The organism is Nonomuraea zeae (assembly GCF_005889725.1).
Taxonomy (GTDB): domain Bacteria; phylum Actinomycetota; class Actinomycetes; order Streptosporangiales; family Streptosporangiaceae; genus Nonomuraea; species Nonomuraea zeae.
The window spans coordinates 1-23834 of record NZ_VCKX01000014.1 but is presented as its reverse complement, the minus strand read 5'-3'; the positions used below and the strand labels follow the sequence as shown (position 1 = coordinate 23834).

Here is a 23834-nt window from a genome sequence, read left to right as displayed (position 1 = left end):
TTGTGAAAACGGAGGAACCCATGGACGGCATCGCCTACACAGACGTGGGCCAGGGCCCCGTCACCCTGTTCGTGCACGGCGTCGGCACCAGCTCCTACCTGTGGCGCAACGTCATCGCCGAGCTCAAGGACGAGCGCCGCTGCGTGGCCATCGACCTGCCGCTGCACGGTGGCAGCGCCTCGCGCGACGACCTGTCCATCCCCGCGCTCGCCGAGGCGGTGGAGGAGCTGTGCGCCGGGCTCGGCCTCACCGAGGTGGATCTCGTCGCCAACGACACCGGCGGCGCCGTGGCCCAGGTCTTCGCCGTCCGCCATCGCGCTCGCCTGCGCACGCTCACCCTGACCAACTGCGACGTGCACACCAACACGCCGCCAGAGGCGTTCAGGCCCACGGTCGAGCTGGCCGAAAGAGGCGAGCTGGCGGCGCTGACCGAGGCCGTGCTGGACCAGCCCGAGCTGCTCGCGCGGACCGCCTTCGGCGAGGGCTACGAGCGGATCGCCGACCCGAAGGTGCTGGTGGACGCGTACCTGCGGCCGATCTTCGACAAGCCGGGCGGCGGCCGGGCCTTCGAGCGGCTGCTGACCGCCATCGACGCCAAGGACCTGATCGCGATCGAGCCGCAGCTCACCGTGCTCACGGTGCCGACGCTGGTGGCGTGGGGGACCGGCGACGTGTTCTTCGACGTGAGCTGGGCGCGCTGGCTGCGGGACACGATCCCCGGGGTCAAGGAGATCGTCGAGATCGAGGGCGGGCGGCTGTTCTTCCCGGACGAGCGGGCCGCCGAGCTGGTGCCGCACCTGCGCCGGTTCTGGGAAAGGGAGCCGGCCGGCCGCCCGTAAGGTGGGTTTCATGCATCTGGCAACCCTGCGCCGCTACCCCGTCAAGTCGATGCTGGGGGAGGAGGTCGCGCAGGCCGAGATGACCGAGCGCGGGCTCGCGGGCGACCGGGTGCGGGCGGTGCTCGACGTCGCGACCGGGAAGATCGCCAGTGCCAAGAACCCCCGGCTGTGGCGCGGGCTGCTGGCCATCGAGGGCGTCGGCGTCCCGGGCGACGAGGAGCTGTCCCGCCTGCTCGGCCGCGAAGTGCGCCTGATCGACGTGCCGCCGGACGGCGCGGAGTTCGAGCGTTCCGTGCCGGAGCGGGTGCTGGCGGAGGGGATCGAGGCGGAGGTCCCGTACACCGTCGGGCGGCTCGGCGGGGCGGCGCCGGAAGGGACGTTCTTCGACTTCGCCCCGCTGCACCTGGTCTCCACCTCGGCCATCGCCAGGGTCGGCGCGCTCAGCCCGCGGGGGACCGTCGAAGCCCTCCGCTACCGGCCCAATCTGGTGATCGGCACGGTGGAGGAGGGCTTCCTTGAGAACGACTGGGTGGGGCGCCGGCTGCGCATCGGCGACGTCGCGGAGATCGAGGTGATCGTGCCGAGCCCGCGGTGCGCCATCCCCACGCTGGCCCACGGCGAGCTCGGGCGCGACACCGACGCCCTGCGGACGGTGGCCAGGCACAACCGGGTGCCGGTGCTGGACATGGGTCCGCAGCCCTGCCTGGGCGTCTATGCCCGCGTGACCCGCCCGGGCCGGATCGCGCAGGGCGATCCGGTCAGGCTAGTGGCGTGAGGTACTTGTCCAGGTCGTCCAGGATCTTGCCGGCCGCCGTGACGCCGATGCCGAGCATCCAGATCTCGTCGTCCACGTTGTGGGCGTTGCCTGACTTGACCGCTTCGAGGTTCTTCCACAGCGGCCCGCCGGTCACCGTGGCCTGCGACTTGGCGGCGGCCTCGCCGTAGGCGCTGTAGAAGACGGCGTCGGCGTCGGCCTGGGCGATGTTCTCCTGGCTCAGCTTGCCGAAGCGCTTGTCCTCCTGGCCGGCGAGCTGCTGGACCTCCGGCCGGGGGATGCCCGCGTCGCCCACCACGATGCCGCTGAACGACTCGGGCCCGTACATGCGGATCTCGGTGGGCATGAACCGGACGATGCCCACCTTCAGCTTCGCGAACTTGGCGCCCACCTCCTTGGCCCGCGTCTCGTACGCGGACAGGAGCTGGGCGGCCTGGTCCTTCTTGCCCAGCGCCTCGGCGTCGAGCAGGAAGTTCTCCTTCCAGGTGACGCCGACCCGCTCGGTGAACACGGTCGGCGCGATCTTGCTGAGCTTGTCGTAGAACGCGGCCTGCCGGAACTTGGTGCCGAGGATGAGGTCCGGCTTCAGCGCCATGATGGCCTCGATGTTGAGCTGCTGGAGGGTGCCCACGGCCTTGGTGCCCGACAGGGCCGAGCCGAGGTATTTCGGCCAGGCCTGGTTCTCCGCGGCCTGCGCCGCGCCGACGGGGGTGAGGCCGAGCGTGACCATGGTGTCGAGCTTGTCCGTGTCGAGGACCACCACCCGTTTCGGGGTCATGGGCACCTTCGTCTCGCCCATGGCGTGTTTCACGGTACGGGTGGCGCCCGCCTCCTCCGAGCCTGAGGAGCCGGAGCTCGCGCACGCGGCGAGGGCGAAGACGGGGAGCATGGCGGTGACGGCCAGCCTGAGACGCATGGGCATTCCTTGATCGGTTAGGTAAGGCGAACCTAAGTATTTCACGTCCGATATAGCCGCGCCTAAATCGGTCGTGTGAGAAGCCCGAAACGCCGGTGAAACACCAGCGTGGCGAGATTCACGAATGTGAAACACACCTGGTCGAGCCACGAAACCCCAGGAGAACACGCTGTGGCCACACGTCACATGTAAGGAGGGTCGCTTCGATGATCGACAGCGGCACTACTGCCTGGATGCTGGTATGCACCGCCCTGGTGCTGCTGATGACTCCGGGCCTCGCGTTCTTCTACGGGGGAATGACCAGGGCCAAGAGCGTCCTGAACATGATGATGATGTCGTTCGTCAGCATCATCGTCGTGACGGTCGCCTGGGTCCTCTACGGCTACTCCCTCGCGTTCGACACGGCCGGCGACGGCGCAGGCATCGTCAACAAGATTGTCGGTGGACTGGACTACGTCGGCCTCAGCGGGGTGTTCAACGCCGTCTACGAGGGCCTCATCGTCGAGGGCGGCAACGTCACCGCCGAGGCGGCCGCGGCGGACAACTTCCCGCTCATGGTCTTCTCCGCCTTCCAGCTCACCTTCGCTGTCATCACCGTCGCGCTGATCAGTGGTGCGATCGCGGACCGCGCCAAGTTCGGCGCCTGGGTCCTGTTCTCCTTGCTGTGGGCCACGGTGGTCTATTTCCCCGTCGCGCACTGGGTCTGGGGTGGCGGCTGGCTCGGCCAGCTCGGCATCGAGGACTTCGCCGGAGGAACGGTCGTCCACATCAACGCCGGCGCCGCGGCGCTCGCGCTCGCGCTCGTGCTGGGCAAGCGCCAGGGCTGGCGCAAGGAGCCCATGCGGCCGCACAACCTGACGCTGGTGCTGCTCGGCACCGGTCTGCTGTGGTTCGGCTGGTTCGGCTTCAACGCGGGCTCCGAGCTCGCCCCCGACCAGACCGCCGGTCTGGCCTTCATGAACACCCAGGTCGCCACGGCCGTCGCCGCCGGTGCCTGGATGGTGGTGGAGAAGCTGCGCGACGGTCACGCGACCACGCTCGGCGTCGCCTCCGGCGCGGTGGCCGGCCTGGTCGCCATCACGCCCGCCTGCGGTTTCGTCGACCCGTGGGCCGCCGTGGTCATCGGCCTGCTCGCCGGTGTCGGCTGCGCCTACGCCGTCGGCCTGAAGTACAAGCTGGGCTTCGACGACTCTCTCGACGTGGTCGGCGTCCACCTCGTCGGCGGTGTGATCGGCGCGGTCGCGCTCGGCTTCGTCGCGGCCTACCCGTTCCTGCCCGGCCAGAACAAGGGCATCCTGATCGAGGGCGGCCAGATCAGCCAGCTCGGCCTTCAGGTGCTCGGCCCGGTCGCGGTCGGTGGCTACTCCTTCGTGGTCTCCTGGCTGCTCGGTAAGATCATCGACAAGACGATGGGCTTCCGGCTGCCGGCAGAGGCCGAGGTCACCGGCATCGACGTCACCACACACGCCGAGACGGGTTACGACCTCGGCACGGTCTACGCCTCCGGCGTGGCCTCCTCCAACGGTCCCACCGCCCCGGCACAGAAGAAGGTGGACGCATGAGGCTGATCACCGCGATCATCAAGCCCTTCAAACTGGATGACGTGAAGGCCGCACTGGAACAGTTCGGCATCAAGGGCATGACCGTCAGCGAGGCGAGCGGCTACGGCCGTCAGCGCGGTCACACCGAGGTCTACCGCGGCGCCGAGTACCAGGTGGACCTGGTGCCCAAGGTCCGGCTGGAAGTTCTTGCCGAAGAGGATGACTCCGAGGACGTGATCGACGTCATCGTCAAGGCGGCGCACACCGGCAAGATCGGCGACGGCAAGGTCTGGTCGGTGCCCGTGGACACCGTCATCCGTGTGCGCACGGGAGAACGGGGCCCGGAAGCCCTGTGATGTATCCGCAGCGAAGCCAGGACAACGGCGTCAGGGCAGAGCACGGCAGGGCTTTCTCGATGGATCCGCGGCGGGGCCCGGACGACGGCGTCCGGGCGGCGCTCGGCAAGGGGGCACAGCAGTGAGAGGAGAGGCCCGTTCGTACGCCGCGGCCCGCAAGGAGCGGGCCGCGGACACCGATCGCTGGCTCAAAGACCTCTTTCGTACGGCGAGCGACGGCGACCACGTCTCACTGGTCGCCGTCGGGAGCCTCGGAAGGGGCGAACTGGCACCCGGCAGTGACCTCGATCTGGTCCTGCTCCACAACGGCCGGGCCGACGTGGCCAGGGTCGCCGACCGGATCTGGTACCCGATCTGGGACTCGGCCGTCAATCTCGACCATTCCGTACGCACGGTGGAAGAAGCCGTGGCCGTCGCCAGGCAGGATCTGAAGGCCGTGCTCGGCCTCATCCAGGCCAGGCATGTGGCCGGCGATCCCGAGCTGACCAGGAAGGCCAGGGAGGCCGTGCTCGCCGAGTGGCGCGCCGACTCCCGGCGCAGGCTCGGCGAGCTGCGCGACGCGGCCGACAAGCGGGCTCAGGTCAGTGGCGAGCTCGCCTTCCTCCTGGAGCCCGATCTCAAGGACGGGCGCGGCGGGCTGCGCGACGTCCAGGCCATGCAGGCCGTGGCGGCCGCCTGGGTCGCCTCCGCGCCGGGGCCGAGGGCGCGCGAGGCGTACGAGTTCATCCTCGATGTGCGGCACGCGCTGCACGTCGTCACCGCCCGCGGCACCGACCGGCTCGTGCTGCAGGAGCAGGACGCCGTGGCCGGGCTGCTCGGGCTGCTGGACGCCGAGGCGCTGATGCGCCGGCTCGCCGAGGCCGGCCGCACGGTCTCGCACGCCTTCGACGCCACCTGGCGCACCGTTGACAGGCTCCTGTCAGGCCCGGCTCCCCGAGGCCGCCGCCCCCTGGCGGACGGCGTGGTGGAGCACGGCGGCGAAGTGGTGCTCGCCAGAGGGATCAACCCCCGCAAAGACCCTGTACTGGTGCTGCGGGCCGCCGCCGCGGCGGCTGACTCCGGGCTGCCGCTGGCCCCGGCCACGATGTCCGTCCTGGCTGCTCAGTCGCCCCCGATGCCGGTGCCGTGGCCCGAGGAGGCACGCGACGCCCTGGTGTCGATCCTCGGCGCCGGCCGTGCCGCCGTGCCCGTGTGGGAGGAGCTCGACCAGGCGGGCATCCTTGTCAAGCTGCTTCCTGACTGGGAGCGCGTACGCCACCGCCCGCAGCGCAATCCGATCCACCGCTTCACCGTCGACCGGCACCTGATCGAGGCCGCCGCCAACGCCGCCAGCCACACCCGCGAGGTCTCCCGTCCCGACCTGCTGCTGATCTCGGCGTTCCTGCACGACGTCGGCAAGGGCTGGCCCGGCGACCACTCGGCCACCGGCGAGGTCGTGGTGCGCGACATCGCCACCCGGATCGGCCTGCCCGCCCAGGACGTGGACACCCTCGCCACGGTCGTGCGCCACCACCTGCTGCTGCCGGAGACCGCCACCCGCAGGGACCTCGACGATCCCGTCACGATCGAGAAGGTCGCCGCCACCGTCGGCACGAGGGAGGTGCTCGACCTGCTGGCCGCGCTGGCGGTCGCCGACGGCAACGCGACCGGGCCGGCCGCCTGGAACAGCTGGAAGGCCGGGCTCGTCGCCGACCTCGTGCGCCGCGTCAGGTCCGTGCTGGCCGGCTCGGCGCCGCCCAAGCCGCCGACGCTGTCCACCGCGCAGGCCGCGCTGGCCAGGCACGGCGGCGGCGCCGTCCGGGTCAACGGCGGAGCCGTCACGGTCGTCGCCCCCGACCGGGTGGGGCTGCTGTGGAGCGCCGCCGGCGTGCTGTCCGCGCACCGGCTCGTCGTGCGCTCGGCCTCGTCCGCCTCGGCGGGGTCCACGGCCGTGATCGAGTTCTCGGTCATCCCCGAATACGGCTCCCCTCCCGACCCCGCCACCCTGGAGTCCGACCTCCGTCTCGTCCTTGCTGGACGCCTTGACATCGAGCAGCGGCTGGCCCGCCGCGCCCGCGCGATGCGGCCGCCCCGGGTACCTGTGGCTCCACCTCGGGTAACGCTGGTCGACGACGCCTCCGCGACGGCCACCGTGGTGGAAGTCAGAGCCCATGACAGGCCGGGACTTCTGTGGCGTATTGGGCGGGCGTTCGGTGAATGCGGTCTTGACGTGAGAGCCGCCCGCGTAGAGACTCTCGGCGCGGAGGCGGTGGACGTCTTCTATGTTGTGGACCGCGCTGGTCGCCCCCTCAGCGACGACGCGCAGAGGGCTCAAGTCCGCGATCAGGTTCTTGCCGCACTGCGATAACCAACAGCACACAACTACCGGTCACATTTGTAACGATTGTGCCCGATATGCCGGTTAAGTCAGATGCTGCGGATACCTTGTGGACGGCTTGAAGAGCCCGTTACTAACGGGACGATTGAGGGGTAGCGGGAGCAGTGACTACGGGGAACTCCGACAGCGGCCATGCCGCGAAGCGGGACCGCGGGAAGCGGCCGCTGCCACGTCTCGGCCTGCGTAACTGGCGTGTGAGATGGCGGCTGACCGCGCTCATCCTGGTTCCGACCATCGCCGCCGTCGTGCTCGGGGGAGCGCGCGTGGTGGGCTCGGTGCAGAGCATCGCCGACTACGACCGTACGGCGACCGCGGCCGAGCAGGCGGGCCGGGTCCGCGACCTCGTCCAGGCCCTCGGGCTGGAGCGTGACACCGGCGGCTGGATCGGCGCTTCGCGCGCGATGCGCAAGAAGCTCTCCGCGCCGCTGGAGCAGCGCAAGGCGGCCGTCGACGCGTTGGTCAAGACCGTGCGCTCCGACCTCGACACGATCGACGACTCCTACGGCCCCCGCGTGGTGAAGGCCGCCGGGCAGGCGCGGTCCGACCTCAGCCGGCTGCCCAGGATCAGGGCCGAGGGACAGATCGACACCAGCCGGTACGGGTTCCTCGCCGACTCCCTGCTCAAGCTGCACGACGAGCTGAGCCTGCTGTCCGACGACTCGCAGATCGTCGGCCAGTTCCGCGCCCTGAGCGCGCTCGCCTCCGCCAAGGAGGAGATGTCCAGGCAGCGCGTCCAGCTCCTCCAAGCCTCCTACGACGCCCAGAACGTGGACGCCAAGGAGGTCGAGCAGTTCATCGCCTCCAACGCCCGCCAGCAGAGCGACATCGCGACGGTGGGCGCGGAGGCCGGCGTCGAGATCGGCCTGGACCTGTCGCAGCAGCTCACCTCCAAGAACGAGTACGTCAACGTCCAGCTCACCAAGTCCCGCGCGATCACGCTGGCCAGCGGCCGGGAGCCCGGCGCGCGGATCAACGACAACCTGATCTCCGCCCGGGCCAGCCGCGAGCAGTGGTTCAACGACAACACCACCAGCATCGACGTCATGCACGGCATCGAGAAGGACCTGGCGGCCCAGGTGAACCTGCGCAGCCAGGAGCTGCGCGAGTCCGAGATCCGCAACGCGATCATCGCCGGCTCCCTGGTCCTCGCGCTGCTGCTGCTCGTCCTGCTCCTCACCGTGGCCATCGCCCGCTCCATGGTCAGCCCGCTGCGCCGGCTGCGCACCGAGGCGCTGGAGATCGCCGGTTTCCGCCTCCCCGACGTGGTCCACCAGCTCCGGGTCAGCGGCGACTCGTCCGTCGGCGACATACGCCCGATCGAGGTCGAGGGCAACGACGAGATCGGTGAAGTGGCCAGGGCCTTCGACCAGGTCCATCGGCAGGCCGTACGCCTGGCGGGCGAGGAAGCCGACCTGCGCAGCAACATCAGCTCGATGTTCGTGAACCTCTCGCGCCGCACCCAGACGCTGGTCGAGCGGCAGATCTCGCTGATCGACGGCCTGGAGAAGGGCGAGCAGGACGGCGGCCGGCTGGCCGACCTGTTCAAGCTCGACCACCTGGCCACCCGCATGCGCCGCAACTCCGAGAACCTCCTGGTCCTGGCCGGGCACGAGGCCACCCGCCGGCGCAGCCAGCCGGCCAAGCTGGTCGACGTCGTCCGCGCCGCGCTGTCGGAGGTCGAGGGCTACGAGCGCGTGCAGGTCAAGGTCCACCGGGCCACCTCCGTGCTCGGCAGCGCCGCGAACGACCTGGTCCACCTCGTCGCCGAGCTGGTCGAGAACGCCATCCAGTTCTCCCCGAGCAACTCCCAGGTCACGGTGACCAGCAGCCTCATCGAGGGCGGCGGCGCGCTGCTCTCGGTGACCGACAGCGGCATCAGCATGACCGAGGACGAGCTGGCCGAGGCGAACCGCCGCCTGGCCGAGCCGCCCGTCGTGGACGTGTCGGTGTCGCGGCGCATGGGCCTGTTCGTGGTCGGCCGCCTGGCGCTGCGCCACGGGATCAGGGTCCAGCTCAGGAAGGGCGAGGGCGCCGGCCTGATCGCCATGGTGCTGCTGCCGCCCACGCTGGTGGCCGACGGCACGCAGCAGCCGCTGCCGCAGCGTCCGGCCTTCGGCGGCGGGACCGCGCCCGCCCAGACCCCCGTGGGGCCTCCCGCCGGGCCGCCGCCCGTGCAGAACGGGTCGTTCAGGTCGTTCAACAGCTTCGACTCCTTCGACAGCGGGCCGGCGCGCCCGGGTCCGGCGCGGCCGGGTCCGGCGCGGCCGGGCAGCCCGTTCGACAACGGCTCGCTGCCGCAGCGGCCGGGCGCCTTCAACAGCGGCCCGTTCAACAGCGGCGCCTTCCCCAGCAATCCAGGCCAGCAGGGGCCGGGCCGGCCCGATTCCGGCCGCCAGGGCCCGGGCCAGGCGGGTACGGGACCGCAGGGTCCTGGCCGGCCAGGGTCGAGTCAGCAGGGTCCGGGTCTGCAGGGTCCGGGTCAGCAGGGTCCGGGCACGTTCGACAGCACGCCTGGGACGCCCAGGCCGGGGTCCGGGGTGTTCAACTCCGACCCGGGCAGCCGGGGGGTGAACGGCTTCACGGCCGACACCGACGGCGGCTCCTACCGGCGGCAGCCCCCCTCCTTCGACTCGGGCTCCTACCCGTCGTATCCGGGCACGGGCTCTTTCCCATCCGGTAATGGCGCGTTCCAGACGCCGCCGCCCGTGCCGTCGTATCCGACCAATGACGTGCGCAGGCCGGAGCCGACGCCGTCCGTCGACGTGTCGCCGATGGAGCCTGAGCAGGAGGAATACCTGCCGATCTTCGCCTCGGTGGAGTCGGCCTGGTTCCGCAGGCCGCCCGAGGAGCAGACGCCCGCCCCGGTTGAGGGTGAGTCGAAGCCCGCACAAGCCGTACCCTCTGGGGAGGAAGCGTGGCGAACGGCCGCTGACGCCGGTTGGCAGGCGGCGGCCGCCGCCAGCGAGCCGAGTCTCGGCGGCATCACCGCCGCCGGGCTCCCGAAGCGCACCCCCAAGGCGAACCTGGTGCCCGGCACCGCAAGCCAGCCCGCGCAGCCGCAACAGCCGCAACGGCAGGCTCCGGCGCCACCGGTCTCAGCGGACCGGATCCGCAGCCGGATGGCCAGCTACCAGCAGGGTGTGCGACGGGGCCGCCAGGAAGTACGTGGACAGGAGGAACAAGAGTGAGTGAGCGTCCCGCCGGGGAGGATGCGTGACAACCCTTAGCCATGAGGCGCACAGGTTCGACTGGCTGATCACCGACTTCGTCCGCAACACGCCCGGAGTCGCGCATGCCGTCGTCGTCTCAGCGGACGGCCTGTGCCTGGCCGCCTCGGAAGGCTTCCCGCCCGATCGGGCCGACCAGCTCGCCGCGGTCTCCGCGGGCCTGCTGAGCCTGACCGTGGGCGCGTCAAGGGTGTTCGAGGGCGGCTCTGTGACGCAGACCGTCGTCGAGATGCAGCGTGGCCTGCTCCTGGTCATGGCGATCAGCGACGGGTCCGTGCTCACCGTGCTGGCCGGCCCGGACTGCGACATGGGTCTCGTGGCCTACCAGATGACCTTGCTGGTGGACAGGGCCGGCCAGGCGCTCACGCCGGCCCTGCGCGCAGAGCTGCAGGCCGCGAGGACCCGGTGATGTGATGGACCTGATGGGAGAGGGCCGTGTACGGCACTGACGGGGCCGGGGACGACGAGCCCCTGTTTCGTCCTTACGCGGTGACAGGCGGCCGATCCGAGCCGCGCTATCACCTCGCGATGGAGACGTTGATCTCGTCCATGTCGATCCCGGACGCCGAGATGGCCATGCTCACCCCCGAGCAGGAGGCCATCATGCAGCTCTGCAGGTCGTTCCGGTCGGTCGCCGAGATCTCGGCCCTGCTCCGCGTCCCGCTGGGCGTGGCCAGGGTGCTCGTGGCGGACATGTCCGACGAAGGGCTTGTCCGCCTGCACCAGCCACGCCTCAGCCAGGGACAACCAGACCTCAACATGCTCGAAAGGGTGCTCAGTGGACTACGCAGGCTCTAGCCCTGGCCTCACCTCGACGAAGATAGTCGTGGCCGGAGGCTTCGGCGTCGGGAAGACGACGTTCGTGGGGGCGGTGTCGGAGATCCTCCCGCTCACCACGGAAGCGGTGATGACCGACGCGTCCGCGGGCATCGACGACCTCGGGATGACCCCGAACAAGCAGACCACCACCGTGGCCATGGACTTCGGCCGGCTCTCGCTCGACCGCGACCTGATCCTGTACCTGTTCGGGACGCCCGGGCAGCACCGCTTCTGGTTCATGTGGGACGACCTCGTACGCGGCGCGATCGGCGCCGTCGTGCTGCTCGACACCCGCCGCCTGGCCGACAGCTTCCCCGCAATCGACTACTTCGAAGAGGCCAAGCTGCCCTTCGTGGTGGGCATCAACGGCTGGGACGGGCAGTTCCCGCACACCGACGGGGAGGTCAGGGAGGCGCTCGCGCTCTCGCCGCAGGTGCCGATCGTGCGGACCGACGCCCGCAACCGCGACTCGGTCAAGGCGACGCTGATCTCGCTCGTCGAGCACGTCGTACGCCTGCGCGCCGCTCCCGTGCACTAGGCACGAATGTCACGCGCGGACGGTGGGCAGGACATCGGGCATGTCGACTGACGGCTTGAGCGTGGACGACGGGATCAGGACGCTGCTGCTGCTGATGCCGCGCATGGTGGGGCGGGCCAAGAAGCTGGGGGTGCCCGCCGAGCTGCAGTCGCTGTCGCTGGCGCCCCGGCACCTGTCGCTGCTGGCCTACCTGCTCTTCGACGGCGCGATGACGGTGAACGAGCTGGCGGCGCGGCTGGAGGTGGCGCCCGCGACGGTGAGCCTGATGGTGGGGGAGCTGAGCCGCAAGGGCGTGCTGGAGCGGCGCGAGGACGACGCCGACCGGCGCAGGACGATCGTCAGCATCGCGCAGGCGCACCAGACGGCGATCAACGAGTGGCTCGGCTACGGCGCCAAGGCGTGGCGGCAGGCGCTGGAGCCGCTCACGCCCGAGCAGCGGCGCATGTTCGTGGACACGTTGCGCGCCTACGAGAGCGCCCTGTCCGGCTGAGCCCCGTGAGCTGATTGCGGTCCGGGCCGGGGTCGGCCCGGCGCGGCCGGATCGGGTGCGCGCGGCGGGTCAGTCGCCGGTCGAGCGGCTGTTCACCAGGGCTTCGATGCCGTCGAGCACGCGCTGGAGCCCGAACTCGAAGGCGTGCTCCGGGCTGTAGGCCGCGTTGAGCGCCTCCCCGGCCGCCTGGCCCACCCTGGTGGCGACGGGATAGCGGCCGTGGTCGGCGATCCTGCTGAAGAAGGGGGCGTGCGCGGCCCACCACTGCTCGTCGCTCATCCCCGTCTGGCTCTCCGCCTGCGCGGCCTCCACCGCGCCACGGGCCGCCCCGTGCACGAAGCCGGTGACCAGCGTGATCACCGAGTCCATCTCCAGGTCGGACAGGCCGATGCCGTCCACGGCCCGCAGCTCGTAGTCGTACTTGGCCGTGACGTTCGGGCCGAGCACCGGGCGGCTCGCGGCCACCTGCAGCAGCCATGGGTGGCGCAGGTAGAGCGCCCAGTTCTCGCGCGCGATCTGCTCCAGCCTGCCCCGCCAGCCGCCCGGCACGTCCTCCGGGCGGTCGCTCTCGCCGTAGACGGTGTCCAGCATGACGTCGAACAGCTCCGGCTTGCCCGGCACGTACGTGTAGAGCGACATCGTCCCCACGCCCAGCCGCTCGGCCACGCGGCGCATGGACAGCGCCTGGAGGCCCTCGGCGTCGGCCACCTCGATGGCCGCGCGCACGATGCGGTCGACGCTCAGCTCGGGCTTGCCCTTGCGGCTGGTGCGCTCGCTGGTCCGCCAGAGCAGCGCGAGGCTGCGCGCGGGGTCGCCCTTCCCCGAATACTCAACTGTCACCTCCGTACGGTACACCGTACGGTTGCCGAAGTGAATCGTATGTTGTACGGTACGCTGTACGATTCACAAGGAGGCGGCATGTCAGCAGTGCTCGCGCAGGGCATGCGCAAGACGTACGGCGACAAGGCGGCGCTGGACGGCGTCGATCTCGACGTGGCAGAGGGCACGGTTTACGGCCTGCTCGGCCCCAACGGCGCAGGCAAGACCACGGCCGTCCGCATCCTGACCACGCTCCTGCGCGCCTCGGGCGGGCGCGCGGAGGTGGCGGGCTTCGACGTGGCGGCCCAGCCCCGCCAGGTACGCCGCAGCATCGGCCTGGTCGGCCAGCACGCCGCGGTGGACGAGCTGCTGACCGGGCGGCAGAACCTGGAGCTGTTCGGCCGGCTCTACCACCTCGGCCCGGCCGCGGCCAGGGCGAGGGCGGCTGAGCTGCTCGACCGGTTCGGGCTGGAGCACACCGGGCCGGCGAAGGAGTATTCGGGCGGCATGCGGCGCCGGCTCGACCTGGCGGCGGGCATGATCCTGGCGCCGCCCGTGCTGTTCCTCGACGAGCCGACGACCGGGCTCGATCCGCGCAGCCGGGCCGAGATCTGGCGCGCGGTGCGCGATCTGGTGGCCGGCGGTACCACGGTGCTGCTGACCACCCAATACCTGGAGGAGGCCGACCAGCTGGCCGACCGGATCTCCGTGATCGACGCGGGGCGGGTGGTGGCCGAGGGCACGCCGGACGAGCTGAAGTCCAAGCTCGGCGGCGACCGGCTCGACGTGGTGATCCACGACCCGGCCCGGGTCGCGCAGGCCGCCGCGGTGATCGGCTCCGTCGTGAAGGGCCCGGTCGAGGTCGATCGGGACACCCGGCACGTGAGCGCACCAGTGAGCGGGCCAATGAGCGGGCCAATGAGCGGGCCAATGAGCGGGCCAGTGAGCGGGCCGGTGGGCGGGCTGGCGAGTGAGCCGGGGAGCGGGCGGGTGCAGGTGCTCACGGAGGTGCTCGCGGCCCTGGCCGCGGCCGGGATCGAGGCCGAGGACGTGGCGCTGCGCCGCCCGACGCTGGACGAAGTCTTCCTCAACCTCACCGACGCCGGAGGCGATGCCGAATGACCACCATGACCCTTCAGGACGGCCCGGCCACGCGGCTGAGATGGGCGCTGGCCGACGGATGGACGGTCGCCCGTCGCGACCTCATGCACTGGGCCAACCAGCCCATGACGGTGGTGTTCGGGGTGGTCTTCCCCATCGTGATCACCCTGGCGTTCGGCTACCTGTTCGGCGGCGCGGTGAAGGTGCCCGCAGGGGCGGACTACTTCGCGTTCCTCATGCCCGGCATGTACGGCATGACGATGCTCTTCGGGCTGAGCGCCACCATGGTCGCCGTCACCACCGACGCCGCCAAGGGCGTCACCGACCGCTTCCGCTCGATGCCCATGGCCCCTTCGGCCGTCCTGATCGGCCGGGCGATCGCCGACCTGCTCAACTCGGTGCTCGTCCTGGCCGGGCTGCTGGCCTGCGGGCTGGCGATCGGCTGGCGGCCCGCCACGCTGACGGGCGCGCTGGGCGCGGTGGGCCTGCTGCTGCTCCTGCGCTTCTCCCTGCTCTGGATGGGCATGTACCTGGGCCTGCTCGCCAAGGACCCGGGCGCGGTGGTGGCGGTGCAGACGCTGGAGTTCCCCATCGGGTTCCTGTCGAACGCCTTCGTCGCCCCCGGCACCATGCCCGGCTGGCTGGGCGCGATCTCGGAGTGGAACCCGCTGTCGTCCACGGTCGCCGCCACCAGGGAGCTGTTCGGCAATCCCGGGTGGGGCGGGGACTCGTGGGTGGCCCAGCACGCGGTGCTGATGGCCGTGCTCTGGCCGGTCGCGATCACGGTCGTGTTCTTCGTCCTGTCGGTGCGCCGCTACCAGCGCCTCGACCGGTGAGCCAGGCTCACCCGAGCCCGTGGCGGTGGAACTCCACGGGCTCGGGTGGCAGCGGGGTGTTGCCGAGGACGAGGTCGGCGGCCTTCTCGGCGAGCATCATGACCGGCGCGTAGATGTTGCCGTTCGTGACGTACGGCATGGCCGAGGCGTCCACGACGCGCAGCCCGTCCAGGCCGTGCACGCGCAGGCTCTCCGGATCGACCACGGACATGTCGTCGGTGCCCATCTTGCAGGTGCACGACGGGTGCAGCGCGGTCTCGCCGTCGCGGGCCACCCAGGCCAGGATCTCCTCGTCCGTACGCACGCCGGGGCCGGGCGAGAGCTCGCCGCCGTCCAGGTCCGCCCAGGCCGGCTGGGACAGGATGGCCCTGGCGTGCCTGATGGCCTCCACCCACTCGCGGCGGTCCTGGTCCGTGGACAGGTAGTTGAAGCGCAGGGCCGGCTTCCGCCTGGGGTCGAGCGAGGTGATGCGGACCGAGCCGCGGGCGTCGGAGTACATCGGGCCGATGTGGACCTGGTAGCCGTGCCCGCCGGCCGGGGCGGAGCCGTCGTAGCGCACCGCGATCGGCAGGAAGTGGAACATCAGGTTCGGGTAGGCCACCTCGTCGTTGGAGCGGATGAAGCCGCCGGCCTCGAAGTGGTTCGTGGCTCCGGGGCCGCGCCTGCGGAAGAGCCAGTCGGCGCCGATGAAGGGCCTGCGCCACTTGGCCAGGGACGGCTGCTGCGAGACCGGCCGCGTGCAGGCGTGCTGGACGTAGACCTCCAGGTGGTCCTGGAGGTTCTCGCCCACGCCCGGCAGGTCGTGGACCATCTCCACGCCCAGCGGTTCGAGCAGCTCGCGGGGGCCGACGCCGGACAGCTGCAGGAGCTGCGGGGAGTTGACGGCGCCGCCGCACACGATGGTCTCGCCGGCCTCGATGCGCTCGCCGTCGCAGAGCACGCCCGTCGCCCTGGTGCCGTCGAAGAGGATCCGCTCGACGAAGGCGCGGGTTTTGACCGTGAGGTTGCGGCGGTGGCGTACCGGGTGCAGGTAGGCGCGGGCGGCGCTGAGGCGGCGGCCGCGGTGGATGTTGCGGTCGAAGGCGGCGAAGCCCTCCTGGCGGTAGCCGTTCACGTCGTCGGTCAGGGGGTGGCCGGCCTGCTGGACCGCCTCGAAGAACGCCTCGAAGAGCGGGCCGCGGGCCGGGCCGCGCTCCAGCAGGAGCGGGCCGTCACCGCCGCGGAAGTCCGTGCCCGGCTCGGCCAGGCAGGTCTCCATCCTCTTGAAGTAGGGCAGGCAGTGCGCGTAGTCCCAGCTCTTCATGCCGGGATCGGCCGCCCAGCGCTCGTAGTCGAGCGGGTTGCCGCGCTGGAAGATCATGCCGTTGATGCTGCTGGAGCCGCCGAGCACCTTTCCGCGGGCGTGGTAGATCCGGCGGCGGTCCATGAACGGCTCGGGCTCGGACTCGTACTTCCAGTCGTAGAAGCGGCTGCCGATCGGGAACATCAGCGCGGCCGGCATGTGGATGAACACGTCCCACAGGTAGTCGGGCCTGCCTGCCTCCAGCACCAGGACCGACACCGCGGGGTCGGCGCTCAGCCGGTTGGCCAGGGCGCAGCCGGCCGAGCCGCCGCCCACGATGACGTAGTCGAACCTCAACGGGGGATCCAGTCCTTCCACACGATCTTGTTCGCTTCCACCCACTGCTTGGCGGCCTGCTCGGCGGTCAGCTTCTCGTTGATCATGGCACCGGCCACGGCGTTCTGGTCGTCGTTGGTCCAGTTGAAGTTGCGGACCAGCTCGTAGGCCTTGCCGCCGGTCTGGGCGAACTTCTTGCTGACGATCTTGTCCAGCAGGTACGGCGGGTAGTCGCAGGCGACCTTGGCCGGGTCGTCGTCGCAGCCCATGGCGTACGGGGGCAGTGCGATCTTGACCAGTTTGACCTTGGTGAACAGCCATTGCGGTTCGTAGAAATACATGAGCAGCGGCGTCCGATTCTTCGTCGCGAACTGGGCCGCCTTGATCAACGCGGCCTCGCTGCCCGAGTACACGACCTGGTAATTCAGCCCCAGATTCTTGACGAGCGCCTCGTCATTGGTGACGAAGGTCGGATCGCCGTCCAGGATCTGTCCGGCATTTCCGGTTTTATCGGTCCGGAAGAGGGGTGCGTACTTATTCAGGTTTCGGTAGTCCGTAATGTCAGGATATTTCTTGGCCATCCACTCCGGGACGTACCAGCCGATGACCCCCTTGTTGCCCGTGAGGCCCGCCGACAGCGCCACTTTCTTCTGCTCGATGAACTCCTTCTTCCAATCGTTGTGACCCCAGCTTTCGACGATCACATCGACCTTGCCGGCTTCGAAGTCCTTCCAGGACTGGTCCTCCTTCTCGGACCTCTTGTTCACCTTGTACCCGAGCTCGTGCTCAAGCAGGTACGCCAGCACGGCGGCCTGGGCCTCGTACCCCACCCAGGCATGCACGTCGATCTTGACGGTTCCCTTGGAACCGGCGGTGGAGGAGGGCTCCTCGGCGGAGCAGGCGGCCAGGAGCAGGGCCGCGACCAGCGGCCCCGCGAGTGTCTTGTGTCGGATCATGAGAGGTCTCCGCGACTGCGGCTCCCCGCCTGGGGGAGCCGCGGTCAGGCAGGGGTCACTTGGGAATCCAGGCCTGCCACTTGGCGGTGTTGGCCTCGACCCACTTCTTGGCGGCCTGTTCGCCCGTCATGCCGTTGTTGGTCATGTCGTTGGCGACGGCGTTCTGGTCCTCGTTGGTCCAGTTGAAGCTCTTGACCAGCTCGTAGGCCTTGCCGCCGGTGTCGGCGAACTTCTTGCTCACGATCTTGTCGAGGTCCATCTCGGGGTAGTCGCAGGCCACCTTCTTCGGGTCGGCGTCGCAGCCCTCGGTCCAGGCCGGCAGGTTGACCCGGACCAGGTCCACCTTGTCGAAGATCCAGTGGGGCGTCCAGAAGTAGAACAGCAGCGCCTTCTGCTGCTCCTGCGCCTGCGTGGCGGACTTGAGCAGGGCCGCCTCGCTGCCGCCCGTGACGACCTTGAAGTTCAGCTTGAGGTTCTTGACCAGGGCCTCGTCGTTGGTGACGTAGCTGGGGTCACCGTCGAGCAGCTGGCCCTTGCCGCCGGACTCCGACGTCTTGAACAGGTCGGCGTACTTGTTCAGGTTCTTGTAGTCGGTGATGTCCGGGTACTTGTCGGCCATCCACTTCGGCACGTACCAGCCGATGATGCCCTTGTTGCCGGTCGAGCCCGCCACCAGCGCGGTCTTCTTCTCGTCGATGAACTGCTTCTTCAGGTCCGGGTGGCCCCAGTTCTCGATGATGACGTCGACGTCGCCGGTCTCGAAGCCCTCCCAGGCCAGCTGCTCCTTGATCTCGGGGAGCTCGACGGTGTAGCCGAGCTCGTTCTTGAGCAGGTATGCGACGACGTTCGCGCTGGCCTCGTATCCGACCCACGGGTTGATCGCGATCTTCACGGTGCCCGTGGCGGCGGCGCTGCTGGCGCCGGCCTGCGGAGCGGCTGAGCTGGGGGAGCTCTCGACCTTGGCGCCGCCGCAGCCGGCCGCGGCCAGTCCGAGTGCCAGCATGCCTGCGAGCAGGCGAATCTTCATGTGAACTTCCTCTTTCGGGGGGAAGGGCGCCTGTCGGCGCCCTGCGTGATGCGGTCGAGCATGACTCCGAGCAGCACGGTCGCGATGCCGGCCACGAAGCCCATGCCGAAGTCGGTGCGCTGGGAGAACCCGACGACCACGTCGTAGCCGAGCGCGCCGGCCCCGACCAGGCCGCCGACGACGACCATGGCCAGCGTCATCACGATGCCCTGGTTGGCGGCCAGCAGGATGGCCCGCCTGGCCATCGGCAGCTGCACCTTCCACAGGAGCTGGCCCGAGGTCGAGCCGGCCGAGGCGGCCGCCTCCACGACCGTGGCGGGCACGGCCTTGATGCCGTCCTCCACCAGGCGCACGACGGGCGGCACGGCGTAGATGATCGAGGCGAAGATCGCGGTGAACCTGGTGGTCTCGAACAGCGCCAGCGCCGGCAGCAGGTAGACGAAGGCGGGCATGGTCTGGGCGGCGTCGAGTATCGGCCGCTGGATCGCCGAGTAACGCGGCGAGCGGGCCGCGGCCACGCCGAGCACCAAACCGATGAGCAGGGTGACCAGCACCGCGACGGTGACCGTGGTCATCGTCTGCATGGCGTGCTCCCAGACGCCGAGCGCCGCGATCGCCAGCAGGCAGGCCAGCGCCGTCAGCGCCGGGCGCAGGCCGCTGACCCGCCAGGCCAGGGCCAGGACCGCGAGCGCGACGAGCCACCAGGGGGCCGAGGTCAGCAGCGCTTCCAGCGGGTTGAGCAGGGCGTGGGAGGTGACGTCCTTGATGAACGTGGTGACCGTGAACCAGTTGGTCTCGGCCCAGCGGACGACGTCGTTCACCTCGGCGACGAGGTTGACCGTGAGGCTCTCCGGCCAGGCGGCGGGCAGCACGGGGATGAGCGCGAGCCCGGCGGCGGCCAGCACGCCCGCCGCGGCGAGATCGGCCCGGCCGCGCTTGACGTGCAGCTCCTTGCGGGCGACCGACATCATCATCCGGTCGAGCACCACGGCCATGATCACGATGGCCACGCCAGCCGGGAGCATGATGCCCACCTGCGCCCGCGACAGGCCGCGGATGATGTCTCCGCCCAGCCCAGGCGCCGAGATCAGGTTCGCGATGACGACCATGGACAGGGCCATCATGATGGTCTGGTTCACCGCCAGCGCCATCGTGGACCTGGCCAGCGGCAGGTACACCTTGAAGAGCGTCTGCCTGCCCGTCGCGCCCAGGGACGAGGACGCCTCGACCGCCGTGGGCGAGACCTCCGAGATGGCCAGCGCGGTGATGCGGATGGCGGGCGGGATCGAGTAGATCATCGTGGCGATGGCCCCGGCCGGCGCGCCGATGTGGAAGAACAGCGCGAGCGGCGCCAGGTACGCGAACGTCGGCATGATCTGCATGACGTCCAGGACCGGCGTGACCACCTTGCCCGCCCGCCGCGACAACCCGGCCCAGATGCCGATCGGGATCCCGATCGCCAGCGACAGCAGCACCGCGACCGAGACCAGGGCCAGGGTGTCGACGCTCGACTGCCACAGCCCGAGCGCCCCGAACGCGCTCACCCCGCCTACGGCCAGCAGCGCGATCCGCCAGCCGCCGGCCAGCCAGCCCAGCGCGCCCATGACGCCGGTGATGCCCGGCCAGCCGAGCGCGTACAGGACGCTCTGGAACAGGTCGTAGAGCCCGCCCACGAAGAGCCGGATGTAGTTGAGGAAGTACAGGAAGAGCGGGTTGTCGTTGCGGTGGTCGTCGATCCACTCGCGCAGGTCCGTGACGGCCAGGAACTGCGGCGCCTCCTTGTCGTGCGGCAGCGTGCCGGTGCCGCGGAAGACCAGGTACGCCACCGCGAACAGCACCGCCGCGCCGGCCGGGGCCGCCCATCTCGGCAACCGGAGCCCGGACGGAGCGCTGACGGCGGCGCTGCTCATGCCGTGGCCCGCGCGGAGACGTCTTGTCCCGACAGGAAGGAGAGCAGGTCCACGCGGTCCACGACGCCCGCCAGCTCGTCACCGTCCACGACCCTGATCGGGCGGGAGGAGGCCGACGAGGCGGCGATGGCGTCCTTGATGACGGTGGTGACCGGCAGCACGGGGCCGTCCAGCGGCTCGCCGGGCTCGGGGTCGCGGCAGATCCAGCGCAGGGTCAGCACGTGGCTCCTGGGCACGTCGCGGACGAAGTCGGCCACGTAGTCGTCGGCCGGCGCGCCCACCAGCTCCTCCGCCGTGCCGAGCTGCACGATCGAGCCCGCCCGCATGATCGCGATCCGCTCGCCCAGCTTGAGCGCCTCGGACAGGTCGTGGGTGATGAACACCATCGTCTTGCCGACTTCCCGGTGCAGGCGGATCACCTCGGCCTGCATGTCCCGCCTGATCAGCGGGTCGAGCGCGCTGAACGGCTCGTCGAACAGCATCACCTCCGGCTCCACGGCCAGCGCGCGGGCCAGGCCGACCCGCTGCTGCATGCCGCCGGAGAGCTGGTCGGGATAGGCGTCGGCGTATCCGTCGAGGCCGACGAGCGAGAGGATCTCGGCCGCGCGGGCGTGCCTGGGCGCCCTGGCGGTGCCCTGGATCTCCAGCCCGTACGCGACGTTGTCGATCACCTTGCGGTGCGGAAGCAGGCCGAAGTGCTGGAAGACCATGCTGACCCGGTGCCGGCGGATCTCGCGGAGCCGCGCGGGGGAGGCGCCGCGGATGTCCTCGCCGCCGATCCTGATCTCGCCGGCGCTGGGCTCGATGAGCCGGGTGAGGCAGCGGACGAGGGTGGACTTGCCGCTGCCCGACAAACCCATGACGACGAAGACCTCGCCGGGGTGTACCTCGAAGCTCACGTCCCTGACGGCGGCGGTGCACCCGGTCTTCTCTCTCAGCGCGGCCTGTTCGAGTTGCTTGTCCTCGCTGTCCAGCACCTTTTGTGCCCTGGATCCGAAGATCTTCCAAAGGCCCTGAACGGTGATAGCCGCGCTGTCGGGAGAATCCCGCACACTCGCCTCCTCGTTTTGCCGTGGCTCAACATATGTCGTGAATAACGAGAATCTCAACGCTGTGACCGTCCAGAGATCTGGGTGCTCCTCTGGTGTTATGCGTTTGGAACGCGCTAATCGCCCATAAGTGGACATGACGCGTGATGGGGGTTTATTTCGCACCAGAGATCATGGCAGCATGGAGCCCCAGGTTCTCTTCCCAGGAGTCACACCACTCTAAATTTGTCGCGTTATGTTCGGTTGGCCACCAGCCATGGGATGTGTTCCAATTACCGGCACTTACTGATTTCCCCCCAAGGGGCACAGCCCCTCTCATATACGCCGATTCGGGCGAGGTGTGTTCGGTGAGTACAGAGCTGGGTGAGAGGCAGGCCGGCCAGAGCGGCTGGCGGCTGCGCAATTGGCGCGTCCGCGCGCGCCTCGTCGCCCTCATCCTGATCCCGACGGCCGCCGCGGTGCTGCTCGGCGGCATCCAGGTGCTCGCCTCCACGTCCGCGGCGGGCGACTACGCGCGTACCAACCAGTTCGCGCGCCTGTCCGCCGAGCTGGGCGAGCTCACGCACCTGGTGTCCACCGAGCGGGCCAGGACCTCCTGGTACATCGCGCGGAACCGGCCCGCCGACGGCCTGGCCGGCGTGCAGGCGCACATGGCCCAGGTGGACCTGTCGATCAAGCAGGTACGCGGCATCGCGCAACAGCTGCTGACCGAGTCGAGCGGCCGTACCGCGGACCAGATCGAGAACATGCTCAGCCGCCTGGACGACCTGGCCGGCCTGCGCAAGCAGGCGCTCGACGCCAACCTGCTGGCCGGACCCGCGGTCGAGCTCTACACGACGGTGATCGGCGACCTGCTCTCCGTCCACACCGAGCTGATCAAGGGCAGCGCGGACGACGAGCTGTTCCGGCAGACCCGCATGCTCGACGGGCTGGCCCGCGCCAAGGAGAGCCTCTCCTACCAGCAGGCGCTGATCACCACGGTGCTCGTCGAGGGGGCTTTCGACCAGGACCAGCTCAAGCGCTTCCTCGGCGAGCAGGCCAGGGAGGCCGGCGAGCGCAAGGGCTTCGCCGCCGAGGCCACCGCCGAGGAGCGCCGCTTCTTCGACGAGACCGTCAACGGCAGATCCGCCGACCGCCTGCTGTTCCTGCGCGAGCTCGTGCTGATCAGGGCCGCCAACGGGCTGCCGCTGCGCCGCCTCGACCTGGCCAGGCCCGACGACGCCAAGGAGTGGTTCGACGCGGCCGCCGTGGTCGTCGACTCCATGCGCAAGGTCGAGGAACGCCAGGCGCAGGGCATCGTGGCCCGCAGCGAGGCGCTCAGCGCCGACGAGCGGCAGCGCGCGTTCGTGACCGCCATCGCCGTGCTCGCGCTGCTCGTCGCGGTCCTGCTGATCACCACCGGCGTGGCCAGGTCGCTCGTGCGACCCCTGCGCCGCCTGCGCGGTGAGGCGCTGGAGATCGCGGGCCGGCGGCTGCCGGACTTCGTGCAGCACCTGCGCGAGTCGCGGGACGGCGCGGTCAACGCCGAGGTGCCGCCCATCGGGATCTTCTCGAAGGACGAGGTGGGCGAGGTCGCGCGCGCCTTCGACGAGGTGCACCGCGAGGCCGTGCGGCTGGCGGGCGACGAGGCCCGGCTGCGCTCGAACGTCAACGCCATGTTCGTCAACCTGTCCAGGCGCAGCCAGACGCTGGTCGAGCGGCAGCTCTCGCTGATCGAGAAGCTGGAGGTCGGCGAGCGCGACGACACCAGGCTCGGCGACCTGTTCAAGCTCGACCACCTGGCCACCCGCATGCGGCGCAACAGCGAGAACCTCCTCGTCCTGGCCGGCCAGGAGGCCGCGCGCAAGTGGAGCGAGCCGGTCGAGCTGATGGACATCGTGCGCGCGGCGCTCGGCGAGGTCGAGAGCTACGACCGGGTCAGCATCCAGGTCCACTCGGACATCGCCATCGCCGGCCAGGCCGTCACCGACGTGGTGCACCTGATGGCCGAGCTGATCGAGAACGCGGTCTCGTTCTCCTCGCGCGACACCAAGGTCATCATCTCCGACAGCCGCATCGACGGCGGCAGCCTCATGCTGTCGGTCACCGACCACGGGATCGGCATGACCCCGGAGGAGCTGTCGGAGGCCAACTGGCGGCTGGCCAACCCGCCCGTCGTGGACGTGTCGGTGTCGCGGCGCATGGGCCTGTTCGTGGTCGGCCGGCTCGCCCTGCGGCACAACATCAGGGTCCAGCTGCGCCGCCAGGACATCGGCGGGCTGACCGCCATGGTGCTGGTGCCGCCCATGCTGCTCACGGCGGTGCCGGGCACGATGCCGGCCCGCGGCGCGCAGTCCGGTGCCCAGCTCGGCGTCCAGCCCGGTGCCCAGCCCGGCGCACTGCCCGGTGCCCAGCCCGGCGCACTGCCCACGCGCCAGCCGCAGGCGAGCGGGCTGTCCGCCCGCCAGCCGCAGGCCGGTCCGTCGCCCGCGCGCCACCCCCAGACCGGCGGGCTGCCCGTCCGCCAGCCGCGCGTGCAGGTGCCGAGGCAGGGCCCGCCGCCCGCGCCCTCCTTCGGGCACCCGTCGCTGGACGGCGCTCCCGCGGCGCCCGAGCCGTCGTCGTGGTTCAGCTCCCAGCACCTGTCTCTTATACACATCT

Annotated in this window: 20 protein-coding genes; 13 read left to right on the top strand and 7 right to left on the bottom strand. The window is 70.1% G+C overall.

Features of this window, described 5'->3' with window-relative positions; genetic code table 11:
* Positions 1 to 20 precede the first annotated feature (20 nt).
* On the top strand, positions 21 to 839 hold the full coding sequence (locus ETD85_RS06850) for an alpha/beta fold hydrolase (RefSeq protein WP_138688748.1): 819 nt from the start codon (positions 21 to 23) through the stop codon (positions 837 to 839).
* A gap of 10 nt (positions 840 to 849) precedes the next feature.
* Positions 850 to 1614 (top strand): MOSC domain-containing protein, encoded by a 765-nt coding sequence (locus ETD85_RS06845; protein WP_170246540.1) that lies wholly within the window; start codon positions 850 to 852, stop codon positions 1612 to 1614.
* On the opposite strand, the gene ETD85_RS06840 is transcribed toward ETD85_RS06845, so the two are convergent.
* On the bottom strand, positions 1598 to 2530 hold the full coding sequence (locus ETD85_RS06840) for an ABC transporter substrate-binding protein (RefSeq protein WP_138688747.1): 933 nt from the start codon (positions 2528 to 2530) through the stop codon (positions 1598 to 1600). The genes ETD85_RS06845 and ETD85_RS06840 overlap by 17 nt on opposite strands.
* 206 nt (positions 2531 to 2736) lie before the next feature.
* On the opposite strand from ETD85_RS06840, the gene ETD85_RS06835 reads away from it, so the two are divergent.
* The 8 genes from ETD85_RS06835 (at position 2737) to ETD85_RS66700 (ending at position 11878) form a co-directional block, all read left to right on the top strand.
* Positions 2737 to 4092 carry an ammonium transporter gene (locus tag ETD85_RS06835; protein WP_138688746.1) on the top strand — a complete coding sequence of 452 codons (1356 nt, stop codon included), beginning with the start codon at positions 2737 to 2739 and terminating at the stop codon, positions 4090 to 4092.
* Positions 4089 to 4427, top strand: a complete 339-nt coding sequence (locus ETD85_RS06830) for a P-II family nitrogen regulator (protein WP_103955876.1) — start codon at positions 4089 to 4091, stop codon at positions 4425 to 4427. Before ETD85_RS06835 ends, ETD85_RS06830 begins: the two co-directional genes overlap by 4 nt.
* Before the next feature lie 121 nt (positions 4428 to 4548).
* A complete protein-coding gene (locus ETD85_RS06825; RefSeq protein ID WP_138688745.1) occupies positions 4549 to 6774 on the top strand; it encodes a [protein-PII] uridylyltransferase in 2226 nt (741 codons plus the stop codon).
* A 224-nt stretch (positions 6775 to 6998) separates the two neighbouring features.
* Positions 6999 to 9992: a nitrate- and nitrite sensing domain-containing protein gene (locus ETD85_RS66705; RefSeq protein ID WP_170246539.1), complete on the top strand. Its 2994-nt coding sequence runs from the start codon at positions 6999 to 7001 to the stop codon at positions 9990 to 9992.
* Between the two features lie 25 nt (positions 9993 to 10017).
* On the top strand, positions 10018 to 10440 hold the full coding sequence (locus tag ETD85_RS06815; RefSeq protein ID WP_138688743.1) for a roadblock/LC7 domain-containing protein: 423 nt from the start codon (positions 10018 to 10020) through the stop codon (positions 10438 to 10440).
* 26 nt (positions 10441 to 10466) lie between these two features.
* Positions 10467 to 10829 carry a DUF742 domain-containing protein gene (locus tag ETD85_RS06810; protein ID WP_138688742.1) on the top strand — a complete coding sequence of 121 codons (363 nt, stop codon included), beginning with the start codon at positions 10467 to 10469 and terminating at the stop codon, positions 10827 to 10829.
* Positions 10830 to 10857: 28 nt separating this feature from the next.
* Positions 10858 to 11388, top strand: a complete 531-nt coding sequence (locus ETD85_RS06805; RefSeq protein WP_206058142.1) for a GTP-binding protein — start codon at positions 10858 to 10860, stop codon at positions 11386 to 11388.
* A 40-nt stretch (positions 11389 to 11428) separates the two neighbouring features.
* Complete coding sequence (locus tag ETD85_RS66700) at positions 11429 to 11878, top strand: MarR family winged helix-turn-helix transcriptional regulator (protein WP_138688740.1); 450 nt, start codon at positions 11429 to 11431, stop codon at positions 11876 to 11878.
* A gap of 69 nt (positions 11879 to 11947) precedes the next feature.
* Here ETD85_RS66700 and ETD85_RS06795 read toward each other — a convergent pair whose 3' ends face one another.
* Positions 11948 to 12718: a TetR/AcrR family transcriptional regulator gene (locus ETD85_RS06795; RefSeq protein WP_138688739.1), complete on the bottom strand. Its 771-nt coding sequence runs from the start codon at positions 12716 to 12718 to the stop codon at positions 11948 to 11950.
* A gap of 78 nt (positions 12719 to 12796) precedes the next feature.
* Between ETD85_RS06795 and ETD85_RS06790 the strand changes: the two genes are divergently transcribed.
* Together ETD85_RS06790 and ETD85_RS06785 are read left to right on the top strand one after the other, a co-directional pair.
* On the top strand, positions 12797 to 13819 hold the full coding sequence (locus ETD85_RS06790) for an ATP-binding cassette domain-containing protein (RefSeq protein ID WP_138688738.1): 1023 nt from the start codon (positions 12797 to 12799) through the stop codon (positions 13817 to 13819).
* Positions 13820 to 13824: 5 nt separating this feature from the next.
* Positions 13825 to 14634, top strand: coding sequence for an ABC transporter permease (locus ETD85_RS06785; protein ID WP_240779000.1), 810 nt, complete (start codon positions 13825 to 13827; stop codon positions 14632 to 14634).
* A 7-nt stretch (positions 14635 to 14641) separates the two neighbouring features.
* Here the strand turns inward: ETD85_RS06785 and betA are convergent, their stop codons facing one another.
* The 5 genes from betA to ETD85_RS06760 are packed head-to-tail and all read right to left on the bottom strand — an operon-like array spanning position 14642 to position 21170.
* Positions 14642 to 16273 (bottom strand): choline dehydrogenase, encoded by a 1632-nt coding sequence (betA, locus tag ETD85_RS06780; protein ID WP_206058141.1) that lies wholly within the window; start codon positions 16271 to 16273, stop codon positions 14642 to 14644.
* Entirely contained in the window at positions 16270 to 17208 is a 939-nt protein-coding gene (locus ETD85_RS06775) for an ABC transporter substrate-binding protein (RefSeq protein WP_138688736.1), read from the bottom strand. Before ETD85_RS06775 ends, betA begins: the two co-directional genes overlap by 4 nt.
* Before the next feature lie 55 nt (positions 17209 to 17263).
* Positions 17264 to 18235 (bottom strand): ABC transporter substrate-binding protein, encoded by a 972-nt coding sequence (locus tag ETD85_RS06770; RefSeq protein WP_138688735.1) that lies wholly within the window; start codon positions 18233 to 18235, stop codon positions 17264 to 17266.
* The gene (locus ETD85_RS06765; RefSeq protein WP_138688734.1) at positions 18232 to 20145 is read right to left on the bottom strand and encodes an ABC transporter permease; all 1914 of its coding nucleotides are present in this window, start codon (positions 20143 to 20145) and stop codon (positions 18232 to 18234) included. Before ETD85_RS06765 ends, ETD85_RS06770 begins: the two co-directional genes overlap by 4 nt.
* Positions 20142 to 21170, bottom strand: a complete 1029-nt coding sequence (locus ETD85_RS06760; protein ID WP_420847234.1) for a quaternary amine ABC transporter ATP-binding protein — start codon at positions 21168 to 21170, stop codon at positions 20142 to 20144. Before ETD85_RS06760 ends, ETD85_RS06765 begins: the two co-directional genes overlap by 4 nt.
* Positions 21171 to 21541: 371 nt before the next feature.
* Between ETD85_RS06760 and ETD85_RS06755 the strand changes: the two genes are divergently transcribed.
* Positions 21542 to 23834, top strand: a 2293-nt coding sequence (locus ETD85_RS06755) for a sensor histidine kinase (RefSeq protein ID WP_138688732.1), incomplete at its 3' end; no start/stop codon positions are given.